The sequence below is a fragment of the Streptomyces sp. NPDC089915 genome (assembly GCF_040684675.1).
Taxonomy (GTDB): domain Bacteria; phylum Actinomycetota; class Actinomycetes; order Streptomycetales; family Streptomycetaceae; genus Streptomyces.
This window is the reverse complement of the sequence record NZ_JBFBGN010000085.1, coordinates 14,201-31,150: the sequence shown is the minus strand read 5'-3', so window position 1 is coordinate 31,150 and position 16,950 is coordinate 14,201. Positions and strand designations below refer to the sequence as shown.

The 16,950-nt window shown below is 73.8% G+C and carries 16 protein-coding genes; 11 read left to right on the top strand and 5 right to left on the bottom strand.

What is annotated here, in order from left to right; translation table 11 throughout:
• From AB0O29_RS23620 to mug, 4 genes are all read left to right on the top strand, one after another.
• The coding region (locus AB0O29_RS23620; protein WP_365154367.1) for a hemolysin family protein at positions 1-849 on the top strand (849 nt) is incomplete at its 5' end.
• A gap of 72 nt (positions 850-921) precedes the next feature.
• On the top strand, positions 922-1,704 hold the full coding sequence (locus AB0O29_RS23615; protein WP_365154365.1) for an SGNH/GDSL hydrolase family protein: 783 nt from the start codon (positions 922-924) through the stop codon (positions 1,702-1,704).
• 71 nt (positions 1,705-1,775) lie between these two features.
• On the top strand, positions 1,776-3,209 hold the full coding sequence (gene purB / locus AB0O29_RS23610) for an adenylosuccinate lyase (protein WP_365154363.1): 1,434 nt from the start codon (positions 1,776-1,778) through the stop codon (positions 3,207-3,209).
• Entirely contained in the window at positions 3,206-3,745 is a 540-nt protein-coding gene (gene mug / locus AB0O29_RS23605; protein ID WP_365154374.1) for a G/U mismatch-specific DNA glycosylase, read from the top strand. Before purB ends, mug begins: the two co-directional genes overlap by 4 nt.
• Here mug and AB0O29_RS23600 read toward each other — a convergent pair.
• From AB0O29_RS23600 to AB0O29_RS23590, 3 genes are read right to left on the bottom strand one after another with little or no spacing between them, the layout of a single operon-like run.
• Positions 3,742-4,179 (bottom strand): hypothetical protein, encoded by a 438-nt coding sequence (locus AB0O29_RS23600; RefSeq protein WP_365154361.1) that lies wholly within the window; start codon positions 4,177-4,179, stop codon positions 3,742-3,744. The two genes, mug and AB0O29_RS23600, sit on opposite strands and share 4 nt — an antisense overlap.
• Before the next feature lie 40 nt (positions 4,180-4,219).
• A complete protein-coding gene (locus tag AB0O29_RS23595) occupies positions 4,220-4,969 on the bottom strand; it encodes an ABC transporter permease (protein ID WP_365154360.1) in 750 nt (249 codons plus the stop codon).
• Positions 4,970-4,994: 25 nt separating this feature from the next.
• Complete coding sequence (locus AB0O29_RS23590; protein ID WP_365154358.1) at positions 4,995-5,906, bottom strand: ATP-binding cassette domain-containing protein; 912 nt, start codon at positions 5,904-5,906, stop codon at positions 4,995-4,997.
• A gap of 108 nt (positions 5,907-6,014) precedes the next feature.
• Between AB0O29_RS23590 and AB0O29_RS23585 the strand changes: the two genes are divergently transcribed.
• The 3 genes from AB0O29_RS23585 to AB0O29_RS23575 all read left to right on the top strand — a co-directional run bounded on the left by AB0O29_RS23585 (position 6,015) and on the right by AB0O29_RS23575 (position 9,081).
• Entirely contained in the window at positions 6,015-7,196 is a 1,182-nt protein-coding gene (locus AB0O29_RS23585; protein ID WP_365154356.1) for a histidine kinase, read from the top strand.
• A gap of 4 nt (positions 7,197-7,200) precedes the next feature.
• On the top strand, positions 7,201-7,851 hold the full coding sequence (locus tag AB0O29_RS23580; protein ID WP_365154355.1) for a response regulator transcription factor: 651 nt from the start codon (positions 7,201-7,203) through the stop codon (positions 7,849-7,851).
• Between the two features lie 78 nt (positions 7,852-7,929).
• The gene (locus AB0O29_RS23575; protein ID WP_365154353.1) at positions 7,930-9,081 is read left to right on the top strand and encodes an ROK family transcriptional regulator; all 1,152 of its coding nucleotides are present in this window, start codon (positions 7,930-7,932) and stop codon (positions 9,079-9,081) included.
• 164 nt (positions 9,082-9,245) lie between these two features.
• On the opposite strand, the gene AB0O29_RS23570 is transcribed toward AB0O29_RS23575, so the two are convergent.
• Positions 9,246-9,998, bottom strand: coding sequence for a GntR family transcriptional regulator (locus AB0O29_RS23570; protein ID WP_365154351.1), 753 nt, complete (start codon positions 9,996-9,998; stop codon positions 9,246-9,248).
• 312 nt (positions 9,999-10,310) lie between these two features.
• On the opposite strand from AB0O29_RS23570, the gene AB0O29_RS23565 reads away from it, so the two are divergent.
• From AB0O29_RS23565 to AB0O29_RS23550, 4 genes are all read left to right on the top strand, one after another.
• Positions 10,311-11,225, top strand: a complete 915-nt coding sequence (locus AB0O29_RS23565; protein WP_365154349.1) for an alpha/beta fold hydrolase — start codon at positions 10,311-10,313, stop codon at positions 11,223-11,225.
• A 221-nt stretch (positions 11,226-11,446) separates the two neighbouring features.
• The gene (locus AB0O29_RS23560; RefSeq protein ID WP_365154372.1) at positions 11,447-13,036 is read left to right on the top strand and encodes an alkaline phosphatase D family protein; all 1,590 of its coding nucleotides are present in this window, start codon (positions 11,447-11,449) and stop codon (positions 13,034-13,036) included.
• 153 nt (positions 13,037-13,189) lie between these two features.
• Complete coding sequence (locus AB0O29_RS23555; RefSeq protein ID WP_365154347.1) at positions 13,190-14,605, top strand: GNAT family N-acetyltransferase; 1,416 nt, start codon at positions 13,190-13,192, stop codon at positions 14,603-14,605.
• A gap of 35 nt (positions 14,606-14,640) precedes the next feature.
• Positions 14,641-16,350 (top strand): DUF885 domain-containing protein, encoded by a 1,710-nt coding sequence (locus tag AB0O29_RS23550; protein ID WP_365154345.1) that lies wholly within the window; start codon positions 14,641-14,643, stop codon positions 16,348-16,350.
• Positions 16,351-16,424: 74 nt separating this feature from the next.
• On the opposite strand, the gene AB0O29_RS23545 is transcribed toward AB0O29_RS23550, so the two are convergent.
• A complete protein-coding gene (locus AB0O29_RS23545) occupies positions 16,425-16,937 on the bottom strand; it encodes a rhodanese-like domain-containing protein (protein WP_365154343.1) in 513 nt (170 codons plus the stop codon).
• Positions 16,938-16,950 lie beyond the last annotated feature (13 nt).

The following is a 16,950-nucleotide window of genomic DNA, read 5'->3' as shown; positions in this document are numbered from 1 at the left end:
CTGATGGCGGCGGCCCAGCTGGGCATCACCCTGTGCACCCTGGTGCTGGGCGTCGTGGCCGAGCCGGCCATCGCGCACCTGCTGGGCCCGCTGCTCGACGCCCTCGGGGTGCCCTCCGGCCTGACGCACGTGATCTCCTTCGTGATCGCGCTGGCGCTGGCCACGTACCTGCACATGCTCTTCGGCGAGATGGTGCCGAAGAACGTGGCGCTGGCCGAGCCGGTGCGCACGGCGCTGCTGCTGGGGCCGCCGCTGGTGGCGATGGCCCACGCCCTGAAGCCCGTGATCTTCGCCATCAACGCCTTCGCCAACACCCTGCTGCGGCTGCTGCGGGTGGACGCGAAGGACGAGGTCGCGGCCACCTTCTCTGACGACGAGCTGGCCCGGATGGTCAAGGACTCCAATGAGGCCGGGCTGATCGACGGCCGGGCGAGCGAGCGGCTGCACGACGCCCTGGAACTGGGGCGCCGGCCCGTCGCCGATGTGGCGCTGCCCGTGGACCGGGTGGTCCGGGCCCGGCAGGGGATCACCGCCGCCGGGCTGGAGCGGCTGTCGGCCGAGTCCGGCTACTCCCGCTTCCCCGTCGTCGACGGGCAGCGGCGGATCCTCGGCTACCTGCACGTCAAGGACACCCTGGACGTGGTGGAGCGGGACGAGCCCTTCCCGGTGTCGGCGCTGCGCCCGATCGCGCAGGTGCGGGCGGAGACCCCGCTGGACGACGTGCTGACCGCCATGCGGGCCAGCCGCACCCACCTGGCGGCGGTCCAGGGGGCGGACGGGGCCATGACGGGGCTGGTGACGATGGAGGACGTCCTGCGCGAGCTCTTCGGGAAGCCGGCCTCGGCCTAGGCGGGGCCCGAGCGGGTCCTTGGTGCCCCGGCCCTGCGGGGCCGGGGTACCGCGCGGTAGCATCGCTGCGCCATGGGGATGAATGTGTCTTACACCAGTTTCGTCGCGGTCGGCGACTCCTTCACCGAGGGCATGTCCGACCTGCTTCCGGACGGCTCCTACCGGGGCTGGGCCGACCTCCTCGCCACCCGGCTGGCGGCGCGCGAGCCGGGCTTCCGCTACGCGAACCTCGCGGTGCGCGGGAAGCTGATCGGGCAGATCGCCGAGGACCAGGCCCCGGCCGCTGCGGCGATGCGCGCGGACGTGGTGACCCTGGTGGGCGGGCTCAACGACGCCCTGCGGCCCAAGGTGGACATGGGGCGCGTCCGGGGTCACCTGGAGGCCGCGGTGGAGCTGCTCGCGCCCTCCTGCGGACGGCTCGTCCTGATGCGCTCGCCGGGCCGCAACGGTCCGGTGATGGAGCGCTTCCGGCCGCGCATGGAGGAGCTCTTCGGCATCCTCGAGGAGCTCTCCGCACGCCACGGCGCGGTGCTGGTGGACCTGTACGGGGCCCCGGTGCTCGGGGATCCGCGCCTGTGGGACGTCGACCGGCTGCACCTGACGGACGAGGGGCACCGCCGGGTGGCGGAGGCCGTCTGGCAGGCCCTGGAGCTGCCCGCAGAGGAGGACTGGCGGGCGCCCCTGCCGCCCGCCTCCGCCCCGGGCTGGGGCGTCCGGCGCACCGAGGACCTGCGCTTCGCCCGGCAGCACCTGCTGCCCTGGATCGGCCGCCGTCTGACGGGCCGCTCCTCGGGCGACGGCCGCCCCCCGAAGCGCCCGGAGCTTCTGCCATACGGCACCCCGCCGCTCTTGTAGCAAGCCACAATTGCGAGCACTGCCCCCACCTGCGTAAACGCACAGCTCAAGCCCCAGTAGAATCCCTACACGTGACAGCCAAGCCCCGCATCCCCAATGTCCTGGCCGGCCGCTACGCCTCCGCGGAGCTCGCCGTCCTGTGGTCCCCCGAGTACAAGGTGACGCTGGAGCGGCGGCTGTGGCTCGCCGTCCTGCGCGCCCAGAAGGACCTCGGCATCGAGGTCCCGGACGCCGCGCTCGCCGACTACGAGCGCGTCCTGGAGACCGTCGACCTCGCCTCCATCGCCGAGCGCGAGAAGGTCACCCGGCACGACGTGAAGGCCCGGATCGAGGAGTTCAACGCCCTCGCCGGCCACGAGCACGTCCACAAGGGCATGACCTCCCGCGACCTCACCGAGAACGTCGAGCAGCTGCAGATCCGGCTCTCGCTGGAGCTCGCCCGCGACCGCACCGTCGCCGTCCTCGCCCGCCTCGGCAAGCTCGCCGGCGAGCACGCCGAGCTGGTCATGGCCGGCCGCTCCCACAACGTCGCCGCGCAGGCCACCACCCTGGGCAAGCGCTTCGCGACCGCCGCCGACGAACTGCTGGTCGCCTACGACCGCCTGGAGAACCTCCTCCAGCGCTACCCGCTGCGCGGGATCAAGGGCCCGGTGGGCACCGCCCAGGACATGCTCGACCTGCTGGGCGGGGACACCGCCAAGCTGGCCGACCTGGAGCAGCGCATCGCCGCCCACCTCGGCTTCGCGCAGGCGTTCACCTCGGTCGGCCAGGTCTACCCGCGCTCCCTCGACTACGACGTGGTCACCGCCCTGGTGCAGCTGGCCGCCGCCCCGTCGTCGATCGCGAAGACGATCCGCCTGATGGCCGGCCACGAGCTGGTCACCGAGGGCTTCAAGCCCGGCCAGGTCGGCTCCTCCGCGATGCCGCACAAGATGAACACCCGCTCCTGCGAGCGCGTGAACGGCCTGATGGTCATCCTGCGCGGCTACGCCTCGATGACGGGCGAGCTGGCCGGCGACCAGTGGAACGAGGGCGACGTCTCCTGCTCCGTCGTCCGCCGGGTGGCCCTGCCGGACGCCTTCTTCGCCTTCGACGGCCTGCTGGAGACCTTCCTGACGGTCCTCGACGAGTTCGGCGCCTTCCCGGCCGTCGTGGCCCGCGAGCTGGACCGCTACCTGCCGTTCCTCGCGACCACCAAGGTCCTGATGGGCGCGGTGCGGGCCGGTGTCGGCCGCGAGGCCGCGCACGAGGTCATCAAGGAGCACGCCGTCGCCTCCGCCCTGGCCATGCGCGAGCAGGGCGCCGAGCGCAACGAGCTCCTCGACAAGCTCGCGGCCGACGACCGGATGCCGCTGGACCGCGCGCAGCTGGACGCCCTGATGGCCGACAAGCTGTCCTTCACGGGCGCCGCGGGCGACCAGGTCGCGAGCGTGGTCTCCCGTATCGAGGCCATCGCCAAGGAGCACCCGGAAGCCGCCGGTTACGCCCCCGGGTCGATCCTCTGACCCCCGATGAGCTCGAAGCCGCCCGCGACCGCGTCCTCCCGGACGTGGTCGCGGGCGGTCTGCGTGTGCTGTTCTGCGGTATCAACCCGGGCCTCCTCTCCGCCGCGACGGGCCACCATTTCGCCCGCCCCGGCAACCGCTTCTGGCCGGTCCTGCACCTGTCCGGCTTCACCCCCCGCCGGCTGGCCCCCGCCGAGCAGCGGGAGCTGCTCTCCTACGGCCTCGGCATCACCAACGTCGTCGCCCGGGCCACCGCCCGCGCCGACGAGCTGAGCGCCGAGGAGTTCCGCGAGGGCGGCCGGATCCTGACGGCGAAGGTGGAGCGGCTGCGCCCCCGGTGGCTGGCCGTGGTGGGGATCACCGCCTACCGCACCGCCTACGGCGAGCGGAAGGCCGTCATCGGCCCGCAGGAGCGCACCATCGGCACCACCCGCATCTGGGCGCTGCCGAACCCGAGCGGCCTCAACGCCCACTGGACCGCCGCGACCATGGCCGAGGAGTACGCCCGCCTCCGCGAGGCGGCGGAGGGCCGCTAGGGCGGGTCGGTCACGGTGGTCACCGCCGTCAGCAGGTAGGGGAACTCCACCTCCCACTGGGCGACGTACACCACCAGCCACCGCTCCCCGGCCCGCCACAGGTGCACGTGGCCGGTGGTGTGCCCGATCTCGTCCCAGGGCTCCGGTATCCCCTCCCCCGCGAACCCCCGGTCCCGCAGGGAGCCCACGGCGAAGACCTGCGGCTCGCCCCAGCGGCCGGTCAGGGCCTGGACCAGGGCCTCGCACTCGGCGTCGATCTGATCGGCCGCCTCCTCCCGGCCCGAACCGTCATCGAACCGGAAGTCGCGGGTCGTGCTGAGCGTGACCAGGAGATGCCCCGGGCCTCCGCCGTGCCCCGGGCCGCCCTCCGGCCCGGTCGGGAAGGCCGTGGCCAGGAGCCGGTCGATCGTGTCGAGGTGCTCTGCCGTGGTCATGCCGTCAGTATCCCGGGCACCACTGACAACTGGCCCTGCGTCAAGCCGCCCTGCGCCGCACCGCCAGCCAGCCGCCGGCCAGCGCGGCACCGGCCCACAGGGCCAGGACGCCCAGCCCGCTCCAGGGACCGAGGTGGCCCCCTGGTGCTCCGTGCATCACCAGCTGTCCGGCCCGGTCCGGCAGGAACTCGGCCACCCCGCCCGTGGCCGCACCCACGATGAAGGACACCATCAGGAGGAGGGGTATGAGCAGGCTCAGTACGAGCGCTCCGCTGCGGAGCAGGGCCGTCAGCCCGGCCGCGAGCAGGGCGATCAGGGCGAGGTAGAGGCCGCTGCCGACGATGGCGCGGTAGCTTCCGGGGTCGCCGAGGTGGAGGGCGTAGGGGCCCATGAAGGCCTGACCGGCGACGAAGGTCAGGAAACCGGTGACCAGGCCGACGGCGAGGGCCAGTCCTCCGATCACGGTCATCTTCGACAGGTAGAAGCGGGTGCGGCCGGGGACCGCCGCGAGCGAGGTGCGCAGGGCGCCGTTGTGGAACTCGGCCGACAGGGTGGTCGTGCCGAAGGCCATGGCGGCGATCTGGCCCCAGAGGATGCCGTAGTAGGAGGCGAAGAGGGGGTCCTCCCCCAGGGCTCCCCTCTCGGACTGGCCTATCGCGGCGGCGGCGAGCGCCTGGATGCCCACCGTGGCGGCGGGGACGGCGATCAGCGCGGCGAGGCTGCCGCGCAGGGACCGTATCTTGATCCATTCCGAGTGCAGGACGGGGCGGATGGGCAGGGCGGTGCTCATGGCGGGGCCTCCTTCGGGCGAGGGGTCAGTGGGTGGCGGCGAACTGGGCGTGTTCGGCGGTCAGATCGAGGTAGGCCTGTTCCAGCGAGGCCCGCTCGTCGGCGAGTTCCAGGACGGGTACGCCCTCCTGGGCGGCGAGCCGGCCGAGCCGCTCGGCCTGTATGCCCTCGACCGTCCAGCTCCCGCCATCGGCGTCGGCCAGCTCGAACCCCTCCCGGGCCAGGGCCTCCCGCAGCCGGGCCGGTTCGGAGGTGCGCAACCGCACCCGGGGGGTGCTGCGGGCGTCGATGAACTCCTCCATCGACGTGTCGGCCAGCAGCCGGCCCCGCCCGAGGACGATCAGGTGGTCGGCGAAGGCGGCGGTCTCCGACATCAGGTGGCTGGAGACCAGGACCGTGCGGCCGTCGTCGGCCAGGCCGCGCAGCAGCTCTCGGATCCAGACGATGCCCTCCGGGTCGAGGCCGTTGGTGGGCTCGTCCAGGAGCAGCACCTCGGGGTCGCCCAGCAGGGCCGAGGCGATGCCCAGGCGCTGGCGCATGCCGAGGGAGAAGGACTTGATCCGCCGGCCGGAGACCGAGGATATGCCGGTCTGCTCCATGACCTCCCGCACCCGGCCCGCCGGGAGCCGGCCGGCCGCCGCGAGCATCAGCAGGTGGTCCCGCGCGGTCCGCCCTCCGTGGGCCGCCTGGGCGTCCAGGAGCGCTCCGACCCGGCGCAGCGGGTCGGGGAGGTCGCGGTAGCGCCGGCCGCCGATGGTGGCCGTGCCCGAGGTCGGGCGGTCCAGGCCGAGCAGCAGGCGCATCGTGGTCGACTTGCCCGCCCCGTTGGGGCCGAGGAAGCCGGTGACCCGGCCGGGCAGGACGTCGAAGGTCAGCTGGTCCACGGCCCGGGAGGAGCCGTATTCCTTGGTCAGTTCTCGGAGCTCGATGCTGTTCATGGCTCAAGATTCCTCGTCCGGCCCCTCCCCCTTCCTCCCCCGTGCGAGGGTCCCGTCTCCCCCGTACGGGGGAGACGCCCGGTGATCGGCTGCTGCCACGATGAAGGCATGTACCGACTCCTGCGCGCCCCGCTCCAACCGGTGACCTACTCCCGCTGGTTGCACCTGTGCGTGCCCGTGCTGCTGCTGGCCATATGGCTGTTCATAGCGCCCGAGATGCCGTGGATGCCGCTGCTGATCGTCGTGCCGTTCGGCTTCGTGCCCTGGGTGCGGGCGGCCGAGGGGCTTCAGGCGCGGTTCCTTCTCGCTCCCTACGAGCGGGGCGGCGCCGAAGGCACGATAAGCGCGGAGCCGTCCGCGCGCTGGGGCGACCGCTGGCGGACGCTGCTGTGGCTGCAGACCAGGATGCTCTTCGCCGGGGTCGCCGTGGCCGCCACGGTCTGGCTGCCGGTCATCACCGTCGACCTCATCGGGTTCGCCTTCGGGTTCGGGCCCAACGACGACCTGGACTGGCTGCTGCCGTCCCCGCTCCCGCCCTGGGCCGCCGCGCTGCTCGCGCCCCTGCCGCTGGTCCTGCTCATGGTGGTCGTGGTCCTGCTGGGCGAGGTGATCACCCTGGTGGCCGGCCGGCTGCTGGGGCCGTCGGCCGCCGAGCGGCTCAGCGCGCTGGAGGTGCGTACGGAGCAGCTGCTGGAGCGGACGCGGATCGCGCGGGAGCTGCACGACTCCATCGGACACGCGCTGACGGTGGCGGTCGTCCAGGCCGGAGCCGCGCGGGCCGCCGGCGATCCGCAGTTCACGGACCGCGCGCTGAACGCCATCGAGGAGACGGGGCGGGCGGCGCTGGAGGACCTGGAGAGGGTGCTGCTGGTACTGCGGGAGTCGGCTCAGCCGGCCTCTCAGCGGCCGACCCTGGCGGAGGCGGACCGGCTGCTGGAGTCGGCCCGCGCCTCGGGGGCTGCGGTGGACGCCGAACTGACGGGCCCGCTGGAGAAGTTGCCCGGTCCCGTCACCCGGGAGGGGTACCGGATCCTGCAGGAGGCGCTCACCAACGTGCTGCGCCACTGCGGCCCCGTTCCGGTCCGCGTGCGGATCGAGATGGTGAAGGACGGACTGGAGCTGGAGGTGACGAACCCGCTGCCGGAGCGCCCCTCCTTCAGCACGGGCGGGGGAAGCGGGCTGCGCGGGATACGGGAGCGGGCGTCACTGCTCGGCGGCCGGGCCGACACCGGTCCCCACGAAGGCGGTTGGCGGGTGCGCGCGAAGCTTCCGCTGGAGCGAATACGCTGACCGGATGCCGGTAACCGTACTGCTCGTCGACGACGAACCCCTGGTGCGCGCGGGGCTGCGCGCCGTCCTGGACTCCCAGCCCGACATCGAGGTGGTGGGCGAGGCGGCGGACGGGGCGTCCGTCATCCCCCTGGTGCGCCGATTGCGGCCGGACGTGGTGGCGATGGACGTGCGAATGCCGCTGCTCGACGGGATCGAGGCGACCCGGGCGGTCCTGCGGTCGGTGGACTCGCCGCCGAAGATCATCGTGGTCACCACCTTCGAGAACGACGAGTACGTCTACCAGGCGCTGCGGGCGGGGGCGGACGGGTTCCTGCTGAAGCGGGCCCGGCCGGCGGAGATCGTGCACGCGGTGCGGCTGGTGGCGGAGGGGGAGACGCTGCTGTTCCCCGCGGCGGTGCGGTCCCTCGCCGCCGAGTACGGCAACCGGCAGGCCCGGGCCGCCCTGGAGCGGGCCGCGCTGACCGAGCGGGAGGAGGCGGTCCTGCGGCTCATGGCTCGCGGGCTGACCAACGTGGAGATCGCCCGCGAGCTGATCGTGGGGACGGAGACGGTCAAGTCACACGTCAGCGCGATCCTGGGCAAGCTGGGGGCGCGGGACCGGACCCAGGCGGTGATCACCGCGTACGAGTCCGGATTCGTCTCACCGGCCTGAGGGGGGGCCGCTTCTCGCCGCGGCGCCGGAGGCGCAGTACGATCCGCCTGACAGGGCCGCTAGCTGGGAGGACACACGTTGGGGCAGCTGACCGGCGGGGATCCCTCTCTGCTCAGGCGGATCAATTCGGCCGTGGTGCTGCGCGCGCTGCGCGCGGCCGAATCGCCGACGCTCACCGACCTCACCCGGGTGACCGGGCTCTCCCGGCCGACGGTCGAGGGGGTGGTGGAGGGGCTGATGGGCGCCGGTCTGGTGGTCGAGGCCGAAGCGGAGGAAGGCGCGCGGCGGCAGGGCCGTCCGGCGAGGAGGTTCCGCTTCCGGGCCGAGGCCGGCCATCTGCTGGGCATCGAGATCGGCTCGCACCGGATCGCGGTGCTGCTGTCCGGGCTGGACGGGCGGGTGATCGGGGCCGGGACGAAGGAGGTCGCCGAGACCGCGTCCGCCGATGAGCGGCTGGAGCGGGTCAGGGCGGCGGTGGCGGATCTGCTGCGCCGGGCCGGGATCCCGCGCGACCAGCTGCGGGCGGTCGGGGTCGGCAGCCCGGGCATCGTGGAGGCCGACGGAACGGTCCGCCTCGGTACGGCGCTGCCCGGCTGGACGGGGCTGCCCCTCGGGGATCGGCTGCGGCGCTCCTTCCGCTGCCCGGTCCGGGTGGAGAACGACGCCAACGCGGCGGCCGTCGCCGAACACTGGAAGGGCGCGGCGCGCGATTCCGACGACATGGTCTTCGTGATGGCCGGGCTCAGCCCGGGTGCGGGCTCCCTGATCGGGGGCCGGCTGCACCGGGGCTTCGGCGGCGCGGCGGGCGAGATCGGCGCGCTGCACCTGCTGGGGCGGGAGGCCACCCCGGAGCGGCTGCTGTCGACGACGGGCGAGCCGCTGCATCCGCTGGACGAGCCTGCGGTGGCCGAGGTCTTCGCGATGGCCAAGCGGGGCGACGAGCGGGCGGTGGCCGCGGTGGAACGGTTCCTCCAGCGGCTGGTGCACGACGTGGCGGCGCTGGTGCTGGCGATGGATCCGGAGCTGGTGGTGGTCGGCGGGTGGGCGGCCGGGCTGGACGGGGTGCTCGATCCGCTGCGGCGGGAGCTGGAGCGGTACTGCCTGCGGCCGCCGAGGGTGGCGTTGTCGCTGCTGGGTGAGGCCGCGGTGGCGACGGGGGCGTTGCGGCTCGCGCTGGATCACGTGGAGGAGGAGCTGTTCGCGGTGGAGAAGACCGTCACCGCACGGTGAGTTCCGGCGGCCGCGGAGTGGGCGGGTGCCGTGGGGTGGGCGGGGCCCGCTGCGCGGTGCGTCTCCCCACCCCGCCTCAGGCGCCGGCGCGGCTGGAGGGATTCGGGGGCTCCGCCCCCGGACCCCCGCGCCTCAAACGCCGGCGGGGCTGGATTTGTCTCCGGTCAGGAGGCGGCGCGGGTTTCGGTGATTTCCATGCCCGCGTCGCCGAAGGTGAGGCGGCAGGTGTCAGCGCGGTAGGTGGCCACCGAGACCGCGGCCGTGCCCTCCGCCGTGAAGTAGCGGGTGGTCACCACGAGCACCGGGGCGCCGGGCAGCCGGTCCAGTTCCTTGGCGTCGTCGGCGCGGGCGGAGCCCAGTTCGACCGAGCGGTCCTGCCCGTCCAGCGCGAGCCGCTGGAGTTCCCGCAGGACGGCGCGGGCCCGCGCGGGACCGGCCGGGGCGTCGATGGCGGAGAGCCCGGGCACGGAGGCGGCGGGTACGTAGAGCAGCTCGGCCGCGACGGCCTGGCCCTGGGTGACGCGGGTCCGGCGCACGGTGTGGACCGGCTGGTCGGCCGTGGTGCCGAGCAGGGCGAGGACCGCGCCGGCCGGAACGGCCTCGACGGCGTCCACGGTCTCCCAGCCGTCGGTGCTCTCGCCGGGCCAGCTGTGCCCCGTGTTGCCGACCGCGACGCCCACGCGCGGCGGGGCGACGGTCGTGCCGACCCCGCGGCGGCGCTGCAGGCGGCCTTCGAGTTCGAGCTGCTCCAGGGCCTGCCGCAGGGTGGCGCGGGCGACTCCGAAGCGCGCGGCGAGCTCACGCTCGTTCGGCAGGACCTCGCCGACCGCGAAGTCCCGGTCCAGCGCCTCGCTGAGCACGGTCTTCAGGTGCCAGTACTTCGGCTCCGGTACCGATTCGAGCTGCGTGGTCCCCACCCTGACTCCTCCTGAATCGCCGCCGTCGCCGTGTCCGGCGGCAGTTCCAGCGGCAGTTCCGCGCCGCAGTTCCGCGCCTTTGTTTATTAAAGGTTCCTGCACTATCCCTGCGACGATAGGACGGCACACCCCCTTGGTCAAGACCAATCCTGGCCACTCCGCCGGGCAGATCGGGCATATGTAGCAAGACGTTCACAGGATGTTCGCGCCCGCCCCGCGCCCGCCCCGCGTTTCGCCAAGCTCCCGCCCGGATGCCTACCGGGCGGTAATGATGGGAGCCGTCCCACTCGCGTCCACCCGACGAGGAGCAGCATGACCGCCACGGCCTCCTTCACGATCGATTCGCCGCTGGGCCCCCGCACCGCCACCGTCGCCTACGAGCGCAAGGGCTCCGGCGAACCCCTCCTCCTGCTGCACGGCATCGGCCACCACCTCCAGGCCTGGCACCCCGTCTCCGGCATCCTGGCGGCCGAGTACGACGTCATCGCCGTCGACCTGCCCGGCTTCGGCGCCTCCGCGCCCCTGCCGCCGGGCGTCCCCTACGACCTCGCCACCGTCGCCCCGGCCCTCGGGGCGCTCTGCGCCGCGCTCGGCGTCGAGCGTCCGCACGTCGCGGGGAACTCCCTCGGTGGACTGCTCGCCCTCGAGATGGGGCGCCTCGGTCTCGCCCGCTCCGTCACCGCCCTCTCCCCCGCCGGGTTCTGGTCGCAGGCCGAGCGGGTCTACGCCTTCCTCGCGCTGCGCGCGATACGCGCCGGCGCCCGGTCCCTGCCCCCGGCTGCCCTGGAGCGAATCGCCCGGAGCGCGGCGGGCCGCGCCGCGCTCACCGGCAGCATCTACGCCCGCCCGGGCCGGCGCGCCCCGGAGGCCGTGGTCGCCGAGACCCTGGCCCTGCGGGGGGCCACCGGCTTCGAGCGGACGCTGGCCGCGGGCGGCCCGGTCCGCTTCACCCACGACCTGCCCGGGCTCCCCGTGACGATCGCCTGGGGCTCTCGGGACCGGCTGCTGCTCCCCCGCCAGGGCCTGCGCGCCAAGCGGACGATCCCCGGGGCGCGGCTGGTGCGGCTGCCGGACTGCGGGCACGTCCCGATGAACGACGACCCGGCGCTCGTCGCCCGGGTCATCCGCGACACGGCATTCGACACGGCATTCGACACGGCGCTCGACACGGAGCCCGGTACCGGCACCGGTACCCGTACCGGCGCCGGCCCCCTGCCCCGGCCGTAACCACACCACGGCGCACGGCACCGCCCCCGACGACGGCCCCCGCGCCGGGGCCTGACAGGCGGCAGCGCGCCCGGTCGTGGCCAGCGGCACCGCCGCCGGTCGTGATCGGCTGACGGGTGTTCATCCGGGGTTCGCGTGGGCGACCCGGCCGGTCTGGTGTGCGACGGCACACTGGTCCGGCCATCCCCCCAGCCGTCCCTGGAGACGCACCCATGGCCTCGATGCCGCACACCCGACGGTCCCTGCTCGGCGGGTCCCTCGCCGTCCCGGTGGGCCTGGCCCTGTCCACGGCGCTCGCCGCGCCCGCGCTGGCCGCCTCCCCCCGGGTCCCCGCCTTCACCCGTTCCGGCCGCCCGGCCGCCCTCTGGGGCGTCCAGTCCGGCGAGATCACCGCCCATTCGGCCGCCGTCTGGACGCGGTCGGACCGGCCGGCGCGGATGTACGTCGAGACCTCCCCGAGCGAGTCGTTCCGTTACGGCGTCCACCGGCACGGCGGCCCCTTCCTCGGCCCTGCCACCGACTTCACCGGCACCACCACCCTGCGCGACCTGCCGCCCGGCCGGCAGATCCACTACCGGGTCGTGCTCACCGACCCCGACGACCCCCGCCGGTGCGGCGAGCCGGTGCGCGGCAGCTTCCGCACCACCCCCGTCTCCCGCCGCAACAGCGTGCGCTTCCTGTGGTCCGGGGACCTGGCGGGCCAGGGCTGGGGCATCAACCCCGAGCTGGGCGGGTACCGCGTCTTCGACGAGATGCGGCTGCGCGACCCCGACTTCTTCCTCTTCAGCGGCGACACCATCTACGCCGACGGGCCGCTCAAGGCGGCCGTGCCGCTGCCCGACGGCCGCGTCTGGCACAACGTCACCACCGAGGAGAAGGCCAAGGTCGCCGAGACCCTCGACGAGTACCGCGGGAACTTCCGCTACAACCTGCTCGACCACAACCTGCGCGAGTTCTACGCCCAGGTGCCGGTCCTCGCCCAGTGGGACGACCACGAGGTGCGCAACAACTGGTACCCGGGCCAGCTGCTGGACGATCCGCGGTACACCGTCAAGGACGTGGACACCCTCGCGGCCCACGCCCGCCAGGCCTTCGGCGAGTACTTCCCGGTGACCGACCTGCGCGGCGGACGCGCCGAGGGCCGGATGTACCGGGTGCTGCGGCACGGCCCGCTGCTGGACGTGTTCGTGCTCGACATGCGCACCTATCGCGACGCCAACTCCCCCGGCCGCCAGACCGACGACCCCGTCGGCATCCTCGGCACCGAGCAGCTGGCCTGGCTCAAGCGGGAGCTCTCGCGCTCCCGGGCGACCTGGAAGGTGATCGCCGCCGACATGCCGCTGGGCATCGTGGTGCCGGACGGGGCCACGGACTTCGAGGCGGTGGCGCAGGGCGACCCGGGGGCCCCGCTCGGGCGTGAGCTCCAGATCGCCGACCTCCTGCGCCACATCAAGCACCAGCACATCACCGGCACCCTCTGGCTCACCGCCGACGTCCACTACACCGCCGCCAACCACTACGCCCCCGAGCGCGCGGCCTTCTCGGACTTCGAGCCGTTCTGGGAGTTCGTCTCCGGGCCGATCGGCGCGGGGGGCTTCCCGGCCGGCCGGCTGGACGCGACCTTCGGGCCGCGGACCGAGTTCGTCCAGTCCGCGCCGGTCGCCAACATGTCCCCGGCGGAGAACCCCCCGTACTACGGCGAGGTGGAGATCGACGGCGACAGCGGGGAGCTCACCGTGCGGTTGCGCCGCCAGGGAGGCGGCGTACTCTTCACCCGGGTGCTCCGGCCCGGCCGCGTCGGACAGTCCTGAGGACTGAAGGCTGGGAACTGAGGGCTGAGGGCTGAGGGCTGAGGGCTGAGGAAATCTGCCGGAAAAACGGGAGAAACCGGCCAGAGCGACACTTAACCAGTCGGTCACAGATCGTTCGTGATCACGCAACACCCGAGCGCCACAGTGGTGTGCATGACTGACCGCAGCCACGCCTCCGCCGCCCAGCGCCCCCACCGCCACCACTGGCGCCGGGACCTCGTCGAACTCGCCGCCCTCTTCTGCGCCGTCGCCGTCGCCGACGGCATCGCCAACCTCGTCGCGCACGGCCCGAGCGGCCCGCTCCTGCTGGTCGCCTCGGCCGTCGCGCTGCTGGTCACGGCGGGCTTCCACACCTGGTGGGCCCGCCGGCACAGCCATGCGCCGCCGCCGGGGCCCACGGCCCCGGCCGGTCCGCCCGGCACGGCGCCGCAGGAGGAGCCCGGGGTCGCACCGGCGGCCGGCGCCCTCTGGCGGATGCGGACGACCGTGCGCGACGAGCCCGGCAGCCTCGCCTCGCTGTGCACCGCCCTGGCCCGGGCCGGCGTGGACATCCTGACCCTCCAGACGCACCCCCTCCCCGAGGGCGGCACGGTCGACGAGTTCCTGCTGCGCTCCCCCGCGCACCTGGCCCCCGCCGACCTGACCCGGGCCGTCTCCCGGGCCGGCGGCCGCGGCACCTGGATCGAGCGCGCCGACGCCCACGACCTGGTGGACACCCCCACCCGGGTCCTGGGCCTGGCCACCCGCACCGCCCTGGACGCCGCCGAACTCCCCCTCGCCCTGCGCCAGCTGCTCGGCCGCTGCACCATCCAGTCGATCCCCGCCACCACCCTCTCGGGCCGCCCCAACGCGGGCGGGGACGCCCCCGTGGAGGGCGTCCTGGAGGCCACGGTGATGCGGCTGCGCGACCCCTCGGGCGGTGCGATCACCGTGGAGCGCCCCTACCTGCCCTTCACCCCGACCGAGTTCGCCCGCGCCCGCGCCCTCGTCGAGCTCGACGCCCGCCTGGGTCCCCGCGTCCCGCGGAGCCGGGACGTGCTGACCCTCCCCGAGGGCAACGAGATCACCGTGCGCCGCGCCGACGGCTCCGACCTGGCGGCCGCCCGCGCCATGCACGAGCGGTGCAGCGACCGCACCCTGTCCCTGCGCTACCACGGCCCGGTCGCCGACGCCGACCGCTACCTCGGCCACCTGCTCAGCCCCCGCTTCGGCCGCACCCTGGCCGCCACCACCGCCTCCGGCCGGCTCGTCGCCCTCGGCCACCTGCTGTGGGACGGGGACGAGACCGAGATCGCCCTGCTCATCGAGGACGAATGGCAGCGCCGGGGCATCGGTTCGGAACTCCTGCGCCGGCTGCTGGCGATGGCCGTGGAGGCCGGCGGCGACAGCGTGTACGCCGTCACCCAGGCCTCCAACACCGGCATGGTCGCGGCCATGCGCGGACTCGGCCTGCCGCTGGACTACCAGATCGAGGAGGGCACCCTGGTGATCACCGCCCGGCTGGAGCCGGCCAAGGCCGTCAGGCGGGCCGAATCCGGACTCCGTCAGGAGAACAAGCCCGTATGGTGATGACGTAGGGGTGTCGCTCATACGAAGATGTCCGCATGTCAGAGACCCTCCACGGTGACAGCGCAGCTCTCCTGCCCCGCCAGGTCGCCGACGCCTACGTCGACGAGCTCATCGCCATCAACCCGATCATCGGCACCTACCTCGGTGTCGCCGCCAGCTCGGGCAAGCTCCCGGACTTCTCGCCCGCCGGCCGGGCCGAGGCCGCCCGCCTCTCGCGCGAGACCCTCGCCCGGCTGGACGCGTCCGAGCTGCTGCCCGGCGCCGACACGGACGCCGAGCGCCGCTGCGGCCGGCTGCTGCGCGAGCGCCTGAACGCCGAACTCGCCGTCCACGAGGCCGACGAGGACCTGCGCGCCGTCAGCAACATCCACTCCCCGGCGCACGAGATCCGCGAGGTCTTCACCCTCACCCCGGCCGACACCGAGGAGGACTGGGCGGCGATCGCGGAGCGGCTGCGCGCCGTGCCGGCCGCCTTCGCCGGCTACCGCGAGAGCCTCGCCCTCGGCCTGGAGCGCGGGCTCCTCGGCGGCCCCCGCCCCACCGCCACCTTCATCGGCCAGCTCACCACCTGGGCCGGCCAGGACGGCGACGGCGAGCGGGACTTCTTCGGGGAGTTCGCCTCCGCCGGACCCGAGTCCCTGCGCGCCGAGCTGGACGCGGCGGCCGCCGCCGCGACCGCGGCCGTGACCGGACTGCGCGACTGGGTGCGGGACGTGTACGCCCCGGCCGTCGCCGACGCCCCGGACCCGGTGGGCCGCGAGCGCTACGCCCGCTGGTCGCGCTACTTCAACGGCACGGACCTGGACCTGGACGAGGCGTACGCCTACGGCTGGTCCGAGTACCACCGCCTGCTCGCCGAGATGAAGGCCGAGTCGGCCAAGATCCTCCCGGACGAGCCGAACCCGTGGAACGTGCTGCGCCACCTCGACGAGCACGGCACCCACATCGAGGGCGTGGACGAGGTCCAGGCCTGGCTCCAGGGGCTGATGGACGAGGCCATCGAGAACCTCGACGGCACCCACTTCGAACTCGCCGAGCGGGTCAAGCGGGTCGAGTCCAAGATCGCCCCCTCGGGCGGCGCGGCGGCCCCGTACTACACCAACCCCTCCGAGGACTTCTCCCGCCCGGGCCGCACCTGGCTGCCCACCATGGGGCAGACCCGCTTCCCGGTGTACGACCTGGTCTCCACCTGGTACCACGAGGGCGTTCCGGGCCACCACCTCCAGCTGGCCCAGTGGACGCACGTGGCCGACCAGCTGTCGCGCTACCAGGCGAGCGTCGGCCTCGTCAGCGCGAACGCCGAGGGCTGGGCCCTGTACGCCGAGCGGCTGATGGACGAGCTGGGCTACCTCAAGGACGCCGAGCAGCGGCTGGGCTACCTGGACTGCCAGATGATGCGCGCGGCCCGCGTGATCGTCGACATCGGCATGCACCTGGGTCTGGAGATCCCGGCGGACTCCCCGTTCCACCCGGGCGAGCGCTGGACGGTGGCCCTGGCGCAGGAGTTCTTCGGGATGCACAGCGGCCGGCCGGCGGACTTCATCGAGAGCGAGCTGACCCGCTACCTGTCCATGCCGGGTCAGGCGATCGGCTACAAGCTGGGCGAGCGCGCCTGGCTGCTGGGCCGGGACAACGCCCGCGCCGCGCACGGGGAGTCCTTCGACCTGAAGGCCTGGCACATGGCGGCGCTGTCGCAGGGTTCGCTGGGCCTGGACGACCTGGTGGACGAGCTCTCGCGGCTCTGATCCCCCCGGTACGCGACGACGGCCGCCCGCCCCTGCGCAAGGGGGCGGGCGGCCGTCGTCGTGCGGCGGGCGGTTCAGCAGCCGCAGTCGTCCGAGTCCGTCGGGGCGGTCAGCGGGTCGGCGCCGTCGCGCTGCTGCGGGCCCTGCCAGGTCTCGACCTCGAAGCCCTCGCGGATCCAGTACTCGATGCCGCCGAGCATCTCCTTGACCTGGAAGCCGAGTTCGGCCAGGGCGAGGGCGGAGCGGGTGCCGCCGTTGCAGCCCGGGCCCCAGCAGTAGGTGACCACGGGGACGTTCTTGTCGAGGAGCCTCTCGGCCTGCTCGGGGATGAGCGCGGTGGGCAGGTGGATCGCGCCGGGCACGTGGGCCTGGTCCCAGGACGGGGTGGAGCGGGAGTCGATCAGCTGGAAGCCGAGGTCGGCGCCCTGCTCGCGGTGGGCCTTGAAGGCGGCGGCGACGTCGGACACGTCCGCGTGGAAGGCGAGGCTGGCCGCGAAGTAGGCGGCGGCCGCGGCGGGGCTGGCCGGGGGGACCCGCCGGACGGGGTTGGCGGTGGCGGGGGCGGTCGTGGTGTTCGTCGTCGTCATGGCTAGAAATCTA

Bases quoted from the DNA above. Each gene is read 5' to 3' on its own strand.
- AB0O29_RS23615 (WP_365154365.1), top strand. From the start codon at position 922: ATGGGGATGAATGTGTCTTACACCAGTTTCGTCGCGGTCGGCGACTCC.
- AB0O29_RS23600 (WP_365154361.1), bottom strand. From the start codon at position 4,179: ATGACCACGGCAGAGCACCTCGACACGATCGACCGGCTCCTGGCCACG.
- AB0O29_RS23595 (WP_365154360.1), bottom strand. From the start codon at position 4,969: ATGAGCACCGCCCTGCCCATCCGCCCCGTCCTGCACTCGGAATGGATC.
- AB0O29_RS23590 (WP_365154358.1), bottom strand. From the start codon at position 5,906: ATGAACAGCATCGAGCTCCGAGAACTGACCAAGGAATACGGCTCCTCC.
- AB0O29_RS23585 (WP_365154356.1), top strand. From the start codon at position 6,015: ATGTACCGACTCCTGCGCGCCCCGCTCCAACCGGTGACCTACTCCCGC.
- AB0O29_RS23580 (WP_365154355.1), top strand. From the start codon at position 7,201: ATGCCGGTAACCGTACTGCTCGTCGACGACGAACCCCTGGTGCGCGCG.
- AB0O29_RS23565 (WP_365154349.1), top strand. From the start codon at position 10,311: ATGACCGCCACGGCCTCCTTCACGATCGATTCGCCGCTGGGCCCCCGC.
- AB0O29_RS23560 (WP_365154372.1), top strand. From the start codon at position 11,447: ATGCCGCACACCCGACGGTCCCTGCTCGGCGGGTCCCTCGCCGTCCCG.
- AB0O29_RS23555 (WP_365154347.1), top strand. From the start codon at position 13,190: ATGACTGACCGCAGCCACGCCTCCGCCGCCCAGCGCCCCCACCGCCAC.
- AB0O29_RS23550 (WP_365154345.1), top strand. From the start codon at position 14,641: ATGTCAGAGACCCTCCACGGTGACAGCGCAGCTCTCCTGCCCCGCCAG.
- AB0O29_RS23545 (WP_365154343.1), bottom strand. From the start codon at position 16,937: ATGACGACGACGAACACCACGACCGCCCCCGCCACCGCCAACCCCGTC.